The organism is Serratia sp. CoH_134_PS_4 (assembly GCF_058190535.1).
Genome location: NZ_JBXWKI010000007.1, coordinates 209,427 through 226,325, shown reverse-complemented (window position 1 = coordinate 226,325; position 16,899 = coordinate 209,427). Strand labels below are relative to the sequence as shown.

At 54.2% G+C, this 16,899-nt stretch carries 13 protein-coding genes; 4 read left to right on the top strand and 9 right to left on the bottom strand.

Going from position 1 to position 16,899, the window contains the following annotated elements:
- Positions 1–134 precede the first annotated feature (134 nt).
- The 9 genes from AC2FCQ_RS13475 to AC2FCQ_RS13435 all read right to left on the bottom strand — a co-directional run bounded on the left by AC2FCQ_RS13475 (position 135) and on the right by AC2FCQ_RS13435 (position 10,002).
- Entirely contained in the window at positions 135–2,201 is a 2,067-nt protein-coding gene (locus AC2FCQ_RS13475; RefSeq protein ID WP_490308398.1) for an alpha-amylase, read from the bottom strand.
- Between the two features lie 160 nt (positions 2,202–2,361).
- Positions 2,362–3,339 carry a glyoxylate/hydroxypyruvate reductase GhrB gene (ghrB, locus tag AC2FCQ_RS13470; protein WP_209638038.1) on the bottom strand — a complete coding sequence of 326 codons (978 nt, stop codon included), beginning with the start codon at positions 3,337–3,339 and terminating at the stop codon, positions 2,362–2,364.
- A 114-nt stretch (positions 3,340–3,453) separates the two neighbouring features.
- Entirely contained in the window at positions 3,454–4,722 is a 1,269-nt protein-coding gene (locus AC2FCQ_RS13465) for an MFS transporter (RefSeq protein WP_209638036.1), read from the bottom strand.
- 289 nt (positions 4,723–5,011) lie between these two features.
- On the bottom strand, positions 5,012–5,971 hold the full coding sequence (locus AC2FCQ_RS13460; protein ID WP_490308397.1) for a sugar kinase: 960 nt from the start codon (positions 5,969–5,971) through the stop codon (positions 5,012–5,014).
- A 5-nt stretch (positions 5,972–5,976) separates the two neighbouring features.
- A complete protein-coding gene (locus tag AC2FCQ_RS13455; protein WP_490308396.1) occupies positions 5,977–6,729 on the bottom strand; it encodes a sugar phosphate isomerase/epimerase family protein in 753 nt (250 codons plus the stop codon).
- Positions 6,730–6,912: 183 nt separating this feature from the next.
- Positions 6,913–7,947 (bottom strand): LacI family DNA-binding transcriptional regulator, encoded by a 1,035-nt coding sequence (locus AC2FCQ_RS13450; RefSeq protein ID WP_416221894.1) that lies wholly within the window; start codon positions 7,945–7,947, stop codon positions 6,913–6,915.
- Between the two features lie 127 nt (positions 7,948–8,074).
- Positions 8,075–8,737 (bottom strand): OmpA family lipoprotein, encoded by a 663-nt coding sequence (locus AC2FCQ_RS13445; RefSeq protein WP_490308395.1) that lies wholly within the window; start codon positions 8,735–8,737, stop codon positions 8,075–8,077.
- Between the two features lie 267 nt (positions 8,738–9,004).
- Positions 9,005–9,439 (bottom strand): N-acetyltransferase, encoded by a 435-nt coding sequence (locus AC2FCQ_RS13440; protein ID WP_209638136.1) that lies wholly within the window; start codon positions 9,437–9,439, stop codon positions 9,005–9,007.
- Positions 9,436–10,002: a DNA-3-methyladenine glycosylase I gene (locus AC2FCQ_RS13435; protein ID WP_209638028.1), complete on the bottom strand. Its 567-nt coding sequence runs from the start codon at positions 10,000–10,002 to the stop codon at positions 9,436–9,438. Before AC2FCQ_RS13435 ends, AC2FCQ_RS13440 begins: the two co-directional genes overlap by 4 nt.
- A gap of 197 nt (positions 10,003–10,199) precedes the next feature.
- Between AC2FCQ_RS13435 and AC2FCQ_RS13430 the strand changes: the two genes are divergently transcribed.
- The 4 genes from AC2FCQ_RS13430 to glyS all read left to right on the top strand — a co-directional run bounded on the left by AC2FCQ_RS13430 (position 10,200) and on the right by glyS (position 16,786).
- The gene (locus tag AC2FCQ_RS13430; RefSeq protein WP_490308394.1) at positions 10,200–12,191 is read left to right on the top strand and encodes an autotransporter outer membrane beta-barrel domain-containing protein; all 1,992 of its coding nucleotides are present in this window, start codon (positions 10,200–10,202) and stop codon (positions 12,189–12,191) included.
- Positions 12,192–12,891: 700 nt separating this feature from the next.
- Positions 12,892–13,635: a helix-turn-helix transcriptional regulator gene (locus AC2FCQ_RS13425; protein ID WP_490308393.1), complete on the top strand. Its 744-nt coding sequence runs from the start codon at positions 12,892–12,894 to the stop codon at positions 13,633–13,635.
- A gap of 157 nt (positions 13,636–13,792) precedes the next feature.
- Complete coding sequence (gene glyQ / locus AC2FCQ_RS13420) at positions 13,793–14,707, top strand: glycine--tRNA ligase subunit alpha (RefSeq protein ID WP_012004542.1); 915 nt, start codon at positions 13,793–13,795, stop codon at positions 14,705–14,707.
- Between the two features lie 9 nt (positions 14,708–14,716).
- Positions 14,717–16,786: a glycine--tRNA ligase subunit beta gene (gene glyS, locus AC2FCQ_RS13415; RefSeq protein WP_265556651.1), complete on the top strand. Its 2,070-nt coding sequence runs from the start codon at positions 14,717–14,719 to the stop codon at positions 16,784–16,786.
- The last annotated feature ends 113 nt before the right edge of the window (positions 16,787–16,899 follow it).

Genomic DNA, 16,899 nt, shown 5'->3' with positions numbered 1-16,899 from the left:
AGGTGCAGCTGTATTGTTTTTAGCAGGTAATCGCCCACCATACCGCCAGACAATTTCTGGTGCAATGCAGTTCATAAATCAACCACCAGGAGTAAATTTTACCTGGTGGTTTTAATTAAGCATATTACGCTAAATTATTGTGACCGATCGCCGACCCACACCACCATGACCTTATCGCCATTGAGCTGGCGGCTAAAAGCGTAGTAGCGTGAAGTGTGCTGCGATTGCTGTGTACCGGAGCCAATCGCCGGGTGGCGGGCGCGGAATTGCCCTAGTCGTTGCCAGTGCGTCAGTAACGGGGCTTTGTCGCCTTTGAGCTCGTTCCAGTTCATATCGGAACGGGTGCCCTGCAGCGGATCTGAGCCTGTGGGCCCAAGTTGGCGGCCACTTTCATCTCCGTAGTAAATCTGGACCGCGCCGGGGGCCAACAGCAGCAGGTCGGCGGCACGTTGCTGCAGCGCCAATGACCCTTTGGCATCGCTGGCGAAGAACAATCGCGTATCGTGTGAGGATATATAGCTCAGCACGTTGAAATCTTGCAGCTTTTCCGCCATCTGCTGGTAGGTGTCATCGATGCTGGAGAAACAGCTCAGTGCCTGTGACGCCTGGTCCTGGAAATCAAAATTGATCATCGCGTCGAAGCCATTCTGGTAATAGTCGCTTTTTATCACGCCATGGCCCCAGGCTTCTCCGGTCATCCAAAATGGGCTGTTATCCAAAGCCTGTTGCGGATGGGCGGCTTTCCACTCAGCCAGCGCTGCCGTGGCGCGTTGTTTCAGCAGCGCCAGCGTGGGTTTCTCCACGTGCTTGGCCGTATCGACGCGAAAGCCGTCGATGCCGTAGTCACGTACCCATTGGCTAAGCCAAATGGTCAAGTAGTCGCGGGGGGTGGCACCGGGAATATCGCGTGCGGCAGTATCCGGTTTATGGCGATAAAACAGCGGTAAACCGCTGGCTCCGGGCGCTTCAGTTTTGATGTCCGGGAGGAAGGCCAGCGACAGGGTAAGATCGTCGTAACCCGGCGAGTCATAGTCGCCGATATCGGTACGGATCCAATTTTTGCCCCACCATTGGCTCCAGCCGGCCTTGTCGCTGAAGTTGATATAATCGTTGAAACTGTGCCAGTTCTGCCCTGCACCGGGTCGCCAGTCCCCCCAATTCTTGCCCAGCGTTTTTTCAATCTCTGTCCCCTTCAGATACAGCGAACCGAACTGAAAGGTTTGCATGTCCGCTAACGTGGCATAACCGACATGATTCACCACCACATCAAACAGGATGCGAATACCCCGTTGGTGAGCCTGCTCAACGAGAGTACGCAGGTCTTGTTCGCTGCCCATGTTGGCATCGAGTCGTGTCCAATCCAGCGCATAGTAGCCGTGATAGGCGTAATGCGGGAAGTCGCCCTTGGTGCCGCCGCCAACCCAACCGTGGATCTGCTCTAACGGCGAACTGATCCACAGCGCGTTGACGCCGAGTTGTTGCAGGTAATCCAGTTTTTGCGTCAGGCCAGCCAGATCGCCGCCGTGAAAGGTGCCGATTTCCTGCATGCCGTCACTGCGACGGCCGTAGCTGTGGTCATTGGCAGGGTTGCCGTTGTTAAAGCGATCGGTGAGGGCGAAATAGACCGTGGCGTTGTGCCAGTTGAAAGGTGCAGGCTTCTCGCTGCCGGCAGATTCCAGCAACAGCAATCCCCCGCTGTTGGCGGCGGGCAGCAGGGTAATTTTGCCTTGGTTGACCTTTGTCGTTTGGCCTGAATAGAAATCACGCACCGACTCGCCTTCGGCAAAGGTCGCCGTTACGTCAAGGGTGACGGGTTTGCCGTCCCAACGTTGACAGGTACGCGCGATTGCAGCGGTCGTGGTTTCCGGTGCGGTTTTTAGACTGAGTTGTAGCGTCGGAGTGCCGCTGCGGGTGTCGACACGCACCTGGTATTCCCCGGCGCGGAACAACCGCCAGGTGGCCGGTGGGTTATCGCTGCAAGGCTGAAGCGACAGGGTTTGATTCAGTTTCACCGGCTCGGTGGGCTGCCAGCACTGCTGATCCTGATAAATCTTCAGCGGCAGCTCGCCTTTGGGCAGCGTGGCGTGGCTGGTGAATAAGCCACTGGTGGATTCATCAAACGTCGGGAAGCTTTGCAGCGTCCAGCTTGCCATTGCGGGCGGTGACAGCAGCATCAACAGGGGCAGGGTTAAATTTTTCATAGCTCTCCGTACGCGTGGCAGGAAGCGTTTTTTTGTAGGGTAATGCCCAGTGTGACAAGTGACGAATAAATCGCCTCATCCCAGCGAGAGATTTTCGAGGAGGAGAAGGTGGGGGGATATTAGAAAAAGAGAGGGGCGGGAAAACGCCCGCCCGTTAACACTATTTTTTCAACAGCTGCGGGTTAACGCAGTTTTCAGTTACCGTGCCGGTTAATGCGGCTATCAGGTTGTCCACGGCGCAGGCGGCCATGCCGTAGCGGGTTTCATGGGTCGCGGACCCAATATGCGGCAGTGCCACCACGTTTGGCAGCGTCAGCAGCGGTGATGACACCGGCAATGGCTCTTTTTCGAATACATCCAGCCCGGCGGCGTGGATGGTGCCATTTTGCAGCGCTTCGATCAGCGCGGCTTCGTCCACGACGGGGCCACGGCCAGCATTGATCAGAATGCCGCTTTTTTTCATCTTCGCTAATTGATCACGGCTGATCATATGAAAGGTTTCATCGGTCAGCGGCAGTGTAATACAGATGAAATCAGACTCGGCCAACAGCGTATCGAGATCGCAACGGCGGGCGTTAAAGCGTTGCTCAGCTTCCTCATGCGTGCGGCGCGCGTTATACAGCACCGGCATACCAAAACCGAAGTGTGCACGTTGTGCCAGCGCCAGGCCGATACGGCCCATACCAAGGATGCCGATAGTTTTATGGTGTACGTCGACACCAAACCAATCTGTACCGATGCTGCCTTGCCATTCGCCGGCTTTTACTCGCTCTGCCACTTCCACGACTCGGCGTGCTGTCGCCAGTACCAAGCTCATGATGGTGTCGGCGACGGTTTCGGTGAGTACGGTAGGGGTATGCATCAGCAAGACGTGATGGGCGTTCAGTGCATCAACGTCAAAGTTATCGTAACCGACGGAAATGGTTGAGGCCGCACGCAGTTTGGGTGCCTGCTGCAGGAAGGCCTCATCAATTTTGCCGCCGGAACCGATAATCCCTTCCGCTTGTTGCAATGCTTGGCGCAGTGCATCGCGGTTATCCGGGTTCAGGCCATCAAAGGCATGCACAGTGAAGTGCTGTTCCAGTCGTTCACGCAGATCGGTGGGAATGCTTTTGTACAACACGATAGAAGGCTTCATCACGAACTCCAGCAGTACCCTCCGTCTTTCAGGCTGCAGCGTTGTTGGCTTTAAACACCGGCTGCAGCCTGAAATCCATTGGGTTTGTTCAACAGAAAGTAAATTATAACGAGACTACGCCAATTGCGGTTGGGCCTCGTTACGAGCCGGCTTGACGACCAGCGTCAGCACGACCGCCACCAACAGGGCAATGGCCATAAACATATAGGAGGCCGCCGGGCTGCCGGTCGCACCGTTCAGGTAACCGACGAACCAGGAACCGAAGAAAGAACCCAGTGCCCCCATGCTGTTGATCAGCGCCATAGCGCCACCGGCAACGTTTTTCGGCAACATCTCAGGAATGATAGCGAAGAACGGCCCGTAAGGGGCGTACATGGCCGCACCGGCAATGACCAGCAAGGTATAAGAGATCCAGAAATGGTTGGCACCGACGGCGTAAGAGCCGAAGAAAGCCAGCGCACCAATCAACAGCAGCGGCCAGACGAACAGCTTACGGTTTTGCATTTTGTCGGAAGCCCAGGACACCAGGATCATGGCGATAGTCGCTGCCAGATAAGGTACCGCGGATAGCCAACCGGCCTCCACCATTCCCATCTGCATGCCACTGCGCAGGATGGAGGGCAACCACAGCACAAAGCCATATACGCCGATACTCCAGGCAAAATATTGAACGCACAGCAAGATCACGTTGCGTGAGCGGAAGGCTTCGCTGTAATTACGCACCGCTTTAATGCCTTTTTGTTCTTCTGCCAATTGTTGCTGCAAGGCCAGCTTTTCGTCATCACTCAGCCAATTGGCCTGCGCTGGTTTGTCTTTGGCCAACACCCACCAGCAGAAGGCCCAAATAACCGCAGGAATGCCTTCGAAGATGAACATTTCACGCCAGCCGTAGGCGTGGATCAGGTAGCCGGAAACGACGGACATCCACAGCACGGTCACTGGGTTGCCGAGGATCAGGAAGGTATTGGCACGTGAACGTTCTGATTTAGTGAACCAGTTACTGATATAAATCAGCATCGCCGGCATCACGGCGGCTTCTACCACGCCGAGAATAAAGCGGATCGCAGCCAGCATTGGGATATTGCTGACCATGCCGGTCAGGGAGGCACAAGCCCCCCACAGGATCAGACACCAGAAGATCAGTTTTTTAACGCTACGGCGTTCGGCATAAATTGCGCCAGGGATCTGGAAAAAGAAATAGCCGAGGAAAAACAAGGCGCCCAGCAATGACGACATGCCTTTGGTGATACCCAGATCGTCATTGATGCCGGCAGCGGAGGCAAAGCTAAAATTGGCTCGGTCGAGATAGGCCAGGCTGTAGGTGATAAACACGATGGGCATGATGTACCACCAGCGTTTAGCCGCGATAGTCGCTTTGTTCATGTTCAGATTCCTTCAGTGGTGTCGTATTCCCGTCGTCTTCCACGCTGCAGCGCTGCTGACTGCGTTTGCCCATCCCTGTGACTTAATTCAGCGTCTGGGGTAAGCGAACGGGTTGCAGCATGAAAGTCACTGGGTATCGTTATCTCCCAACGCAATCTGGTTGTAGGGCCAGAGATACACGTCATAAGGAGAAGTCTGTTTACCGGTTATGTTTGTTATTACCCTAAATCATTCAAGTTGCAGGCAGGACAAGAGCACTCACCTGCAGCTTGAAGCATGACGGGTATATTTATTCGGCCAATGCCGCGCGGGTCGGTAGCCCTTCGCTGTCGCCGATGGCCTGGATCGCCAGCGAGCCGATTTTATTGCCGCGTTGTACCGCTTGTTTCAGCGTTTTGCCTTCCAGCAGGGCGCTGATTGTGCCGACGGCAAAACCGTCTCCCGCCCCCACGGTATCCACCACGTTATTGACTTTGATTGCGGCGACCGCCGCCTGATCGCCTGCTGCAGTTTTAAACCAGGCACCCTCTGGACCGGTTTTGATGATCACTGCCTGTACACCACGCTCCAGGTAAAAATCGGCGATGCCTTCTGGTGTTGATTGGCCCGTGAGGATTTGTCCTTCTTTCAGCCCCGGCAACACCCAGTCGGCGGCAAACGCCAGTTTATTCAATTGCTCGATCATCACCTGCTGGCTGGACCACAGCACCGGGCGCAGATTCGGGTCAAATGAAATGGTTTTTCCCATGGCGCGCATTTCTCGGGCGGCATGGTGACACAGCGCCAACGATTGGCCGGACAGGGCTGCTGCAACGCCGCTCAGGTGCAGATGGCGTGCGGAGCCGAAATAATCGCGGTTGAAATCGTCGACTGATAGGTGGCTGGCTGCCGAGCCTTTGCGGAAATACTCCACACTGGGATCGGTACCATCCGTGGTTTTAGATTTGATCTGAAAACCGGTCGGATAATTGCCATCTATCGTGACCTGTTGCGCGTTAATGCCTTCTTTTTTGAGCTGTTGCAGGGAGAAACGACCGAAAGTATCGTTGCCCACCCGGCTGACCCAACCGACGTTCAACCCCAGGCGTGCAAGGCCGATCGCCACATTCAGCTCGGCCCCTGCAATGCGTTTGGTGAAGGTTTCTACATCCGCCAGATCCCCGGTTTGTGTTGCCACGAACATCGCCATGGCTTCACCCAACGTGACGACATCCAATGGCCCGTTATGTGCAGTTGCTAGCATGGTCATGATGTTTACTCCACACGCAGAAGGTTAACGTAGTAGCGGGTGACCTCTTCCAGGTTGTCGCCTTGCAACGGGAATTCAATGCCGCGGGGTGCATCCAGCGGCAAACGGGTCAGCAGATCGCGCCAACTCCCATCGCTGTCGTCCAGCGCGACGGCTCGCCAACCGCGTTGGCCATGGGTTGCAGCCTTAACGTGGACATAGCTGACGTGGCGCGCCAGGCGTTCGGCAGCGGCGAAGGCGTCTTGCCCCACCCAGAGCCAGTTGGCCATATCGAACGTCATGCTGACAGGCAGGCGGTTATCTTCCGCAGCGTGGAAAAAGGCATTGAGCTGCGACAAAATGCCGCAGTCAGGGGTTTGGTCATTTTCTACCACCAGGCTGACCGGATGCTGTTCCAGCGCCACTTTCAGTTCAGTAAAATCGAAGCCCGGCTGGTAGTGGCCCAACGATAATTTTAACTGACGCGCATTCAGTATTTGGGCTTCTGCCAGCAGTGCCGGCAAGTTAGGATTCAGCTGGTGCTGCGGAGTAAACAGGGCTTCAGGTGCGGAATAAACGGCGAACAGCTGGTGTTGTTCGATGGCCTTGGCCAGCGCTGGCAGGCTTTGCAATTCCTGTTCAGAAAACAGTTCACGGCGGATCTCGACGCCGTCGGCATCGGCATCGGCAATAATGGGCAATAAAGCGCTTTGGCCGCCGAGCTGCCGGACGGTATCGGTGCCGTAGGCACCGGTCACCACGATAATTTCTCTTGTCATCTTTTGTGCTCCTGAGGTGGCGTTATTCCCACCGCTGCTGTTAACTACACGTTAAATGGTACCGGTTCCATTCGAAAGCGACAGAATGTAAAAATATGATCGCAATCACGAACATGAGCAAAAAATAATCTGGGTAGTGTAGTGAGGGCGCCACAAACCGCGCCCTGACAGGAAAGAAGAGAGTTATCGGGTGGTGGAGCCGCGCACGATCAGTTCGCCGGGGAACATCTGTTCGCTGATGGGGGTATCCAGCCCTTGAATACGTTGCACCAATTGTTCAAGTGCGGCATGGCCCATTTGATAGGTGGGTTGTTTCAGCGTGGTGATGCCGACACCGGCCAGTTCGGCCCACTCCAGCTCGTCAAAACCCAGCAGGCCAATATCGCTACCCCATTGGATACCCAGGCGGCGCATGGCACGTGCCACCTGAAGCGTCAGGGCGCCGTTGGCGGAAATCACCGCTTTGCGCATGCCACGATGGCGGGTATTGAAGTTGCTGAGTACGTCTTCCAGTTGCTTCACGTCGTTAAGCGGGGTTTCTGCCTGCTCAGCCAATAATCCGGCATGTTGCGCCATGGTTTGATTAAAAGCGTGCAGTCGCTCCAGCCGGGTATTCACCGTGCCGATCGGTTCGCTGAGGAACAAAATGGCTTCGAATCCCTGTTGCAGCAGGTGTTCCGTGGCGACAGTTGCCGCTTCGTGGTTATTGAGGCCCACGACGTCACAGGCGAAATCATGAATTTTGCGGTCGATCAGCACCATAGGCAGCATGGATTGTTGCAGTGTCGACAGTGCCTCTTCGCGCATACCAACGGCATTAACCACAATGCCTTCTACCCGATAGCTGCTGAGCAGTTGCAGGTAGTGCTGTTCTTGGTTGACCTCATTGTTGGTGTTACATACCAACAGCGTAAAACCGTGCTGGCGGCAGGCCGCTTCGATGCCGCGCATGACGTCTACTGAATAGGGATTGGTGATATCGGCGATGATGAGCCCAATCAACCGGGTTTGTCCGCCCTTCAGGCTACGCGCCATCTGGCTGGGCCGATAGTCGAGCTGGTGGATCGCCTGTTCAATACGCTGTTTGAGATCGTCAGAAAGCAGGTGTTGCTCACCATTCAGATAGCGCGACACGCTGGTTTTACCTGTCTTGGCGGTTTTCGCCACATCGCTAATGGTGGCTCGCCCCGAGGCGCGTATTGCCTTAACACTGCTCACAGCCGATCTCCCCTGTGGTTAATTGCCAAGGAGACTAACACACCCGATGCGGAGCCGGGAATGTTCAATGGGAGACAGTCAGGAATGCGGGGATAAGTAGCGGCGGGGCATAACACCCCGCACGAGATTACTGCAGTGGGCTGAGCGTGATCTCAACGCGACGGTTTTGCGCTTTGCCTTCTGCCGTGCTGTTGGAGGCGATCGGGTTATCCGGGCCGGCACCTGACGTACGGATACGGTTTGCCGCCACACCCTGAGTGATCAGCGCACTGCCAACGCCGTCGGCGCGTTGCTGCGACAAGGTCATATTCAGTGAACGGGAGCCGGTGCTGTCGGTATAACCGATCACGTTAACTGCCGTTTTCGGATATTCCTTCAGAACCATGGCAACGCCGGTCAGGGTGTTGGTGCCTGCCGGTTTGAGGGTGGCGCTGCTGCTGTCGAAGGTGACATTGTTCGGCATGTTCAGCACGATATTGTCGCCCTGACGGGTGACGCTAACGCCAGTGCCTTTCATTTTGTCGCGCAGTTTGGCTTCCTGCACGTCCATATAATATCCTGCGCCGCCGCCAAGGGCTGCACCGGCCGCCGCGCCGATCAGCGCGCCTTTGCCGCGATCTTTCTTCGATGAGGACAGCATGCCTACGCCTGCGCCCAAGGCCGCGCCGATCCCTGCGCCAATACCGGATTTGCCGGCTTCAGATTCCCCGGTATACGGGTTAGTGGTACAGGCAGACAGCGTGAGCGCAACGCTCACCGCGCCGGCAATAATCGCAATGCGTTTTTTCATGTTTTTTCCTTTGTGGCATCAGAATCTGTGTGCGTCAGTCCAATTTGGGGGACGCTAAAAAAACCATTGGCAACCCGGCATACCGAGCTGCGGCGCTACTATGACGCGTATCCTCTCCAGCAGTTCCGGAAAGAAACGTGACAAATTATAAGTAGCTACAGGCTGCGGCAGTTATCCGGGAAAAAGCAGGGGAATACTATGCAGCGGATTCTGAATTGAGCGCACTTCGGAGCGGAGTGCGCCATTTTTAGCCAAAAGTGACAGAGTTTAACGCGTGGATGCCCAGTTCATGATCAACGTATAGGCCTGAGTTTCTTCATTAAACAGGCGTTGCGTGACCTGGAAACCTTGCTTGTGGTAGAACGCGCAGGCCCGCAGATTTTGCTGGTACACTTCCAGGCTTAGCTGAGGGTAACGTTGTTGTACGTGCGCCATTAGCGCCTGAGCGACGCCATGCCCGTGAAACGCCTGTTCAACAAATAACGCACCAATGAAGCGTTGATCCAATACGCTGATAAATCCGACGATCTCCCCCGCATGCCAATATGCCCAGCTATGTGCTCGCGGCAGGTAGTTTTCCCGCACCAGGGTTTCGCTTTCCTGCCAGTAGCTTTCTTTTACAAATGGATGGGCTGCGACAGTGCTGGGCAACCACAGGGCCATCAACCGTTCAATATCGGACGGCTGACAAGGGTGGATCAATGCGGCTTTGGGTAGCAGAGGCACCCTGTTAGATGATCGTTCACCAGCCCGCTGGCTTGCATAAAGGCATAGCAGGTGGTGGAACCAATAAATTTAAAACCACGCTTTTTCAGCGCTTTGGACAAGGCGTCTGAACGTTCGGTTTTCGCTGGCACTTGGGCGAGTTCTTGCCAGCGATTGAGTTGAGGTTCGCCATCGACAAATGCCCAAATAAAGGTGACAAAATCCTCACCGGCCGCTTCCATCGCCAGATAGGCCCGGGCGTTGGCAATGATGGCTTCAAGTTTGCCCCGGTGGCGGATGATACCGCTATTTTGCATCAGCGCTTCCACCTCTTGTTCGCCCATGGCGGCTATCCGGTGCGGATCGAAATTGTGGAAGGCACGTCGGTAATTTTCACGTTTTTTAAGCACGGTGATCCAGGACAGCCCAGCCTGTTGCCCTTCCAGGCACAGCATTTCAAACAGTTCGTGCGCATCTGTGGTCGGCGCCCCCCATTCCTTGTCGTGATACTCGAGGTATAACGGATCTGCCGTCACCCAACCGCAACGTTCGCTGGTCATACTGACTGTCCTTATGCTGTGTTTATCTACAGTAATCATCGCCCGAAGCGGTGAACTTGGCAAGCCCCTGATTGTTTTATCATCAGCCAGCTTGACGTGACGAAAAAGCCAGCAATATTTACTACATGGCCGGCAATTAAAAAGGCCAATGATAAGACCGTATTTTCCTTCATTTGCTGGCTCTCAGGAGTCTATTCATGCCTCTAAAAATAACGTGCATGTCCCGCCCAGCGGCGCTTGCAGTGGCGATATTATGCAGTATGACTACCCCGGCACAGGCTTATGACCAACTTTATGTGTTTGGCGACAGCCTGAGCGACACGGGCAACAATGGCCGTTTTACCTACGACAGCAATAAGCATCCGTTATATGACGAAGTGCTGGCGCAGCGCATTGGTGCTGCATTAGTGGCTTCAGATGATGGGGGCTATAACTACGCTGCGGGTGGTGGGGTTGCGGTACCGGCACTCAACCCGGCGGACAACACTCAGGATCAGGTACAGAGCTACCTCAACCGGGTCAATGGCCGGGCAGATGGCGAGGGTTTGTATATTCACTGGATTGGCGGTAACGATCTGGCAGCGGCGGCGTTAAATCCGGCAACCGCGCCGGGGGTTGCCTATAACAGCGCGGCGGCAGCGGCGGCGCAGGTTCACTCGTTGCTGAATGCTGGCGCCGGAACGGTGATCGTACCGACGGTACCGAATATTGGATCTACGCCACAGTTGATGGAGCTGATTATCCAGCAGGCGCTAACCCCGGTGCAAAACGCGGCGGTACAGGCTGCCTATGTCACGCTTAATTCATTGGCCACGCCAGATAATGCCTCGCGGACTCAGGCTATCCACCAAGCCCTGACGGCCGCGGCGGCGCAGGGCAGCACAATCCCACAGGTACAGCAGGCAATTGCCGCACAGTTGATTGCCGCTTTTGACAGCCTAAGTGCGCAAGCCGGGCAACTGACCGATTTTTATAATCAGAACGAAGATCGCCTGCTGGCGCAGGGGGGCGGTAATATCGTTCGGGTTGACGTGAACAAACTGTTTAGTGAGGCGATCGCCAATCCGGCGCAGTTCGGTTTCACCAATACCGCAGGCATGGCGTGCCCGCCGGGTGTTTCTTCAGCCGTGTGCAGTTCGGCCATGCCTGGTTTCGACAGTAGCCAGTCCTATCTGTTTGCTGACCATTTCCACCCCAGCCCGCAGGCTCATCTGCTGATCGCCGATTACATTCAGGCGGTGCTGGACGGCCCGGCACAGGTTGTGGCGCTGAATCAGGCGACAGCGGCTATGGCGCGTGACAGCCGCGCGACCCTCGACAGCCGGTTCCAACAGTTGCGCAGTAACGATAATAACCCGCAAGGGGCGTTGGGCGTGTTCGGTGGTTACGCCGGACAACACTATGATTACTCTTCCAATCTTGCGGCGGGTGACGGCAACGCCACCACCCATAACTTGACGGTCGGGGTGGATTACCAACTGACGGATGCCTGGCTGGTCGGCGCGCTGATCTCGGGCTCCAATGATGACCAACAACCCTCTAGTCGCTATGAATATAAAGCGCGTGGCCTGCTGTTTTCGGCTTTTACCTCTCTCAGCGTGTTTGAGCACGGTTGGGTGAATGCCGATGTGCACTATGCGACGATGAATTACGATGATATTCGCCGCAGCATGCAGCTTGGATCGCTAACCCGTACTGAAACCGGCAGTACCGATGGTAAGCAATGGGGGGCTCGCGTGACGACCGGTTACGATTTCCCCATTACCTCTTACCTGACTACGGGGCCTATGGCGCAGTTTGCCTGGGATTACAGTAATGTCTCTGGCTACAGCGAGGACGGCAACGACAGCACGGCGATGCGATTTAATGACCAGACCTACCATTCGCAGATCGGTGCCTTGGGTTGGCGGCTGGACACGAAATTTGGCCTGTTCAACCCGTACGCTGAGGTGAGCTACCAACATCAGTTTGGTGATGATGTTTATCGCGCTGGCGGCGGGCTAAAATCCACGCAGACTTCGTTTACCCGCGACAGTGCCAACCAGGATAAGAATTGGGTGGACGTGACGCTGGGAGCGAACATGCCACTGACCGATCAGGTCGCGGCATTTGCCACCGTTTCACAAACCGGCGGCCTGAGCAGCGGCGAACAGTTTATGTATAACGTTGGTGTTAGCGCGCGGTTTTAAAAGCTTGGGTGGGACCTAAGTGCGGGGCCCACCCATAGAATTTTTATTGCGATTAAGCCCGTCAACTTATGCGACAAAAATCACAGAATTGCCACAAGGTACGGTCCTTTCTGGGACGGACTGATATAGCGTGTCATTTGATGATAAATCATTAAATTTCAATTTGATAAAACTTCCTGTGTGTTTTCCCAGTTAGGGGATCTTTATCGTTGTGGTGTTAAAAAAAGCGTTTTCTTGGAATCAGATACGAAGATTCCAGAGTGGCTACCCTTTCGAGCTATTTACATATCTGATGAAAAGGCATAGTGTAAGCACTGTACTTTAGTAGGGTGCTTGGTGATTTGAGCGCCAACAGCGACGAAATAGAAAATTTAAAAAAAGGTCGCTTTACAACTTATGCTCCAACGCCAGGGAATCATTATCTATCAACAAGATAAGGTTTTTTTAGTCGCTCAAGCCACATGAGTGGACTGTCGGTAATCCTCCTGCTCTCAGCACTGCCCAGGCATGTTCATCCTGGGCCAATTCACCACATTGCTTGCTGATTTCTCAGCATACCCAATCATTCCTTGCCATAGCCTTATCTTGGAAAATCTTAGGCAAGTTAATATAACTATCAGTGTGATCATTTCGATATATTGTGCTAATCCTATTGGCATTATCATGCTATGTTATATTTTTGTTTCAAGGAGGTGTGTAGGTGTCTAGATCATTCTTCGATAATGAAATTATCAATAATGAAATCAAAAGAGATTTAGAGAGTGAGCTTACTAATTATAATAATATAAAATATGTTTATGCGATAATGAACAAAAGGAATCCGGTTGATTTTTCTGTCATCTCAAACAGAACAGATTGGTTTGAACTCTATACAAAAAATAACTTTCAGTTTATTGATCCTGTGCTTATCACCGCTTCCAATCGTCTAACACCTTTCTCTTGGGATGAAAACCTCATTGTTGAGCCTGGGGTGAAGTTCTCTACGTTATTTGACGCGGCAAAAGGGTATAACATCGTTAATGGCTATACTTTTGTGCTTCATGACCATCACCATAACCTTGTTGTGTTATCTTTTTTTCTGGATGGCCAATATTCTGGTGACGTGGGAAAATTAGAGAAAAACAAAAATAAACTGCAGATGTTATTAATAATTACCCATGAGTCATTAATCACAAAATACCAGAATATAAATAGCGTCGGGTACTTTGAAAGAATAAATGGAAAGGAAATCTTCTCTGCGCGTGAAAATGAGGTGCTTTACCTGGCAAGTATGGGGAAATCCTATCAGGAAATAGCTCTTATTTTGGGGGTGAAGCTGACGACGATAAAATATCATATTGGTAACGCAGTAAAAAAATTGGGTGTTACCAATGCCAAACACGCCATTAGGCTTGGGATGGAGCTGCAGCTTATCCGGCCGGTGCTCCTTGATGTGGAAAAATGATGCGGTCCATTGAGTTTAACGGCTCTAAAAGGCGGTATTAAACCGGTTTCTTCTCGAAGATTCGCACTTGTTGCTGGATTCAGGCTGTATATCTTACGGTCAACGGGTATACTGGCGCATCCCATTTAAATCCACTTGTATCGCGTGCGAATTCAACATGCAAAAGTTTGATACCAAGACCTTTCAGGGCTTGATCCTGACACTGCAGGACTATTGGGCGCGCCAAGGCTGCACCATCGTTCAACCGCTGGACATGGAAGTTGGCGCGGGAACCTCACACCCGATGACGTGCCTGCGCGCACTGGGGCCGGAGCCAATGGCCACCGCCTATGTGCAACCGTCCCGCCGTCCAACCGACGGTCGCTACGGTGAAAACCCGAACCGCCTGCAACATTACTACCAGTTCCAGGTCGTGATTAAGCCATCGCCGGACAACATTCAGGAACTGTACCTGGGCTCGTTGAAAGAGCTGGGTCTGGATCCGACCATTCACGACATCCGCTTCGTTGAAGACAACTGGGAAAACCCGACGCTCGGCGCCTGGGGCCTGGGTTGGGAAGTGTGGCTGAACGGCATGGAAGTGACGCAATTCACTTACTTCCAGCAGGTTGGCGGTATGGAGTGCAAGCCAGTCACTGGTGAGATCACTTACGGTCTTGAACGTCTGGCGATGTACATTCAGGGCGTGGACAGCGTTTACGATCTGGTGTGGAGCGACGGTCCGTTGGGCGTTACCACCTATGGCGATGTGTTTCACCAGAACGAAGTGGAACAATCCACTTACAACTTCGAATACGCTGACGTGGACTTCCTGTTCTCCTGCTTCGAGCAGTACGAGAAAGAAGCTCAGTCGCTGCTGGCGCTGGAAAAACCACTGCCGTTGCCGGCGTACGAACGTATTCTGAAGGCTGGCCACACCTTCAACCTGTTGGATGCGCGCAAGGCGATCTCCGTGACTGAGCGCCAGCGTTATATTCTGCGTATCCGCACGCTGACCAAAGCCGTTGCTGAGGCCTACTACGCTTCCCGCGAAGCGCTGGGCTTCCCAATGTGCAAAAAGAACAAGAGCTAAGAGGCAGCCATGACTCAACAGACTTTCCTGGTGGAAATCGGCACGGAAGAGCTGCCGCCGAAGGCTCTTCGTTCACTGGCAGAAGCTTTTGCCGCGAATTTTACCGCCGAGCTGGATAACGCCAATCTCGAACACGGCGAAGTGAGCTGGTTTGCCGCTCCGCGCCGTCTGGCGTTGAAAGTGGCCAACTTGAGCGCTGCACAAGCCGATCGCGAAGTCGAAAAACGCGGCCCGGCAATTGCTCAGGCGTTTGACGCCGAAGGCAAACCCAGCAAAGCGGCCGAAGGTTGGGCTCGCGGTTGTGGTATCACCGTCGATCAGGCCGAACGCCTGGCTACCGACAAAGGTGAATGGTTGCTGTATCGCGCCCATGTTAAAGGTCAGTCCGCACAAGCGCTGCTGGCGGGCATGGTCAGCAGTTCGCTGGCCAAGTTACCGATCCCGAAATTGATGCGCTGGGGTGATTCCGACGTGCAGTTTGTGCGTCCGGTCCATACCGTGACGATGCTGCTGGGTGCAGAGCTGATCCCGGGCACCGTGCTGGGTATTGATTCTGCCCGCACCCTTCGCGGCCATCGCTTTATGGGCGAAGCTGAATTCACCGTCGATAACGCCGACCAATACCCGCAGATCCTGCAGGAACGCGGCAAGGTCATCGCCGATTACGATACGCGCAAAGCGCTGATCAAGCGTGACGCTGAACTGGCGGCAGCGAAGCTTGGTGGTAAAGCCGATCTGAGCGAAAACCTGCTGGAAGAAGTGGCTTCGTTAGTAGAATGGCCGGTGGTATTGACCGCTAAATTCGAAGAAAAATTCCTGGCAGTACCGGCGGAAGCGTTGGTGTACACCATGAAGGGCGACCAAAAGTATTTCCCGGTGTATGACGCCGCGGGCAAACTGATGCCGAACTTTATCTTTGTCGCCAATATCGAATCCAAAGATCCGCAGCAAATCATCTCCGGTAACGAGAAGGTAGTGCGTCCGCGTTTGGCTGATGCCGAATTCTTCTTCAACACCGACCGCAAGAAACGTCTGGAAGACAATCTGCCGCGTCTGGAAACCGTGCTGTTCCAACAGCAACTGGGGACCCTGCGTGACAAGACTGACCGTATTCAGGCGTTGGCAGGCTGGGTTGCCGGCCAGATTGGTGCCGACGTTAACCACGCTACCCGTGCAGGCCTGCTGTCGAAGTGCGATCTGATGACCAACATGGTCTTCGAATTCACCGACACCCAGGGCGTGATGGGTATGCACTACGCGCGCCATGACGGCGAAGCGGAAGACGTTGCCGTAGCGCTGAACGAGCAGTACCAGCCACGTTTTGCTGGTGATGCGCTGCCAGAATCACTGGTGGCTTGCTCACTGGCGATCGCCGACAAGATGGACACCCTGGCCGGTATTTTCGGCATCGGGCAGCATCCAAAAGGGGATAAAGACCCGTTTGCGCTGCGTCGTGCCGCATTGGGCGTGCTGCGTATCATCGTTGAGAAGAACCTGACGCTGGATCTGCAGACGCTGACCGAAGAGGCTGTGCGCCTGTATGGCAGCAAGCTGACCAACGCCAAGGTTGTCGATGACGTTGTCGAGTTCATGCTGGGTCGTTTCCGCGCTTGGTATCAGGAAGAAGGCCACGCGGTTGACACCATTCAGGCTGTGCTGGCACGCCGTCCAACCAAACCGGCTGACTTTGATGCGCGTGTGAAGGCGGTAACGCACTTCCGTACGTTGGAAGCCGCGGCAGCGTTGGCTGCGGCCAATAAACGCGTTTCCAATATCTTGGCTAAGTCTACCGATACCTTGAATGACCGTGTACATGCCTCGGTATTGAAAGAATCGGCTGAGATCAAACTGGCGACCCATCTGGTGGTGTTGCGCGATAAGCTGGAGCCGTATTTCGCCGCAGGCAACTATCAAGATGCGTTGGTAGAGCTGGCTGACCTGCGTGAACCGGTCGACGCCTTCTTCGACAACGTGATGGTGATGGCAGAAGACGACGCGGTGCGTGTGAACCGTCTGACGTTGCTGAGCAAGCTGCGTGAGCTGTTCCTGCAGGTGGCGGATATTTCCGTACTGCAGTAAACCGTCCTGTCAGGAAAAGGCGCCTTAGGGCGCCTTTTTTATTGCTGCTGGCGTGTCCCCCGGTTTTTTCCTTTGGCATCGCCAATAGCCCGCCGATTTGGGGGGAAGGCTTT

What these genes read in the sequence shown, in the direction of transcription:
- AC2FCQ_RS13455 (WP_490308396.1), bottom strand. Translation starts at nt 6,729, where the DNA reads ATGACAAGAGAAATTATCGTGGTGACCGGTGCCTACGGCACCGATACC.
- glyQ (WP_012004542.1), top strand. Translation starts at nt 13,793, where the DNA reads ATGCAAAAGTTTGATACCAAGACCTTTCAGGGCTTGATCCTGACACTG.
- AC2FCQ_RS13445 (WP_490308395.1), bottom strand. Translation starts at nt 8,737, where the DNA reads ATGAAAAAACGCATTGCGATTATTGCCGGCGCGGTGAGCGTTGCGCTC.
- AC2FCQ_RS13435 (WP_209638028.1), bottom strand. Translation starts at nt 10,002, where the DNA reads ATGACCAGCGAACGTTGCGGTTGGGTGACGGCAGATCCGTTATACCTC.
- AC2FCQ_RS13475 (WP_490308398.1), bottom strand. Translation starts at nt 2,201, where the DNA reads ATGAAAAATTTAACCCTGCCCCTGTTGATGCTGCTGTCACCGCCCGCA.
- glyS (WP_265556651.1), top strand. Translation starts at nt 14,717, where the DNA reads ATGACTCAACAGACTTTCCTGGTGGAAATCGGCACGGAAGAGCTGCCG.
- AC2FCQ_RS13460 (WP_490308397.1), bottom strand. Translation starts at nt 5,971, where the DNA reads ATGACCATGCTAGCAACTGCACATAACGGGCCATTGGATGTCGTCACG.
- AC2FCQ_RS13465 (WP_209638036.1), bottom strand. Translation starts at nt 4,722, where the DNA reads ATGAACAAAGCGACTATCGCGGCTAAACGCTGGTGGTACATCATGCCC.
- ghrB (WP_209638038.1), bottom strand. Translation starts at nt 3,339, where the DNA reads ATGAAGCCTTCTATCGTGTTGTACAAAAGCATTCCCACCGATCTGCGT.
- AC2FCQ_RS13430 (WP_490308394.1), top strand. Translation starts at nt 10,200, where the DNA reads ATGCCTCTAAAAATAACGTGCATGTCCCGCCCAGCGGCGCTTGCAGTG.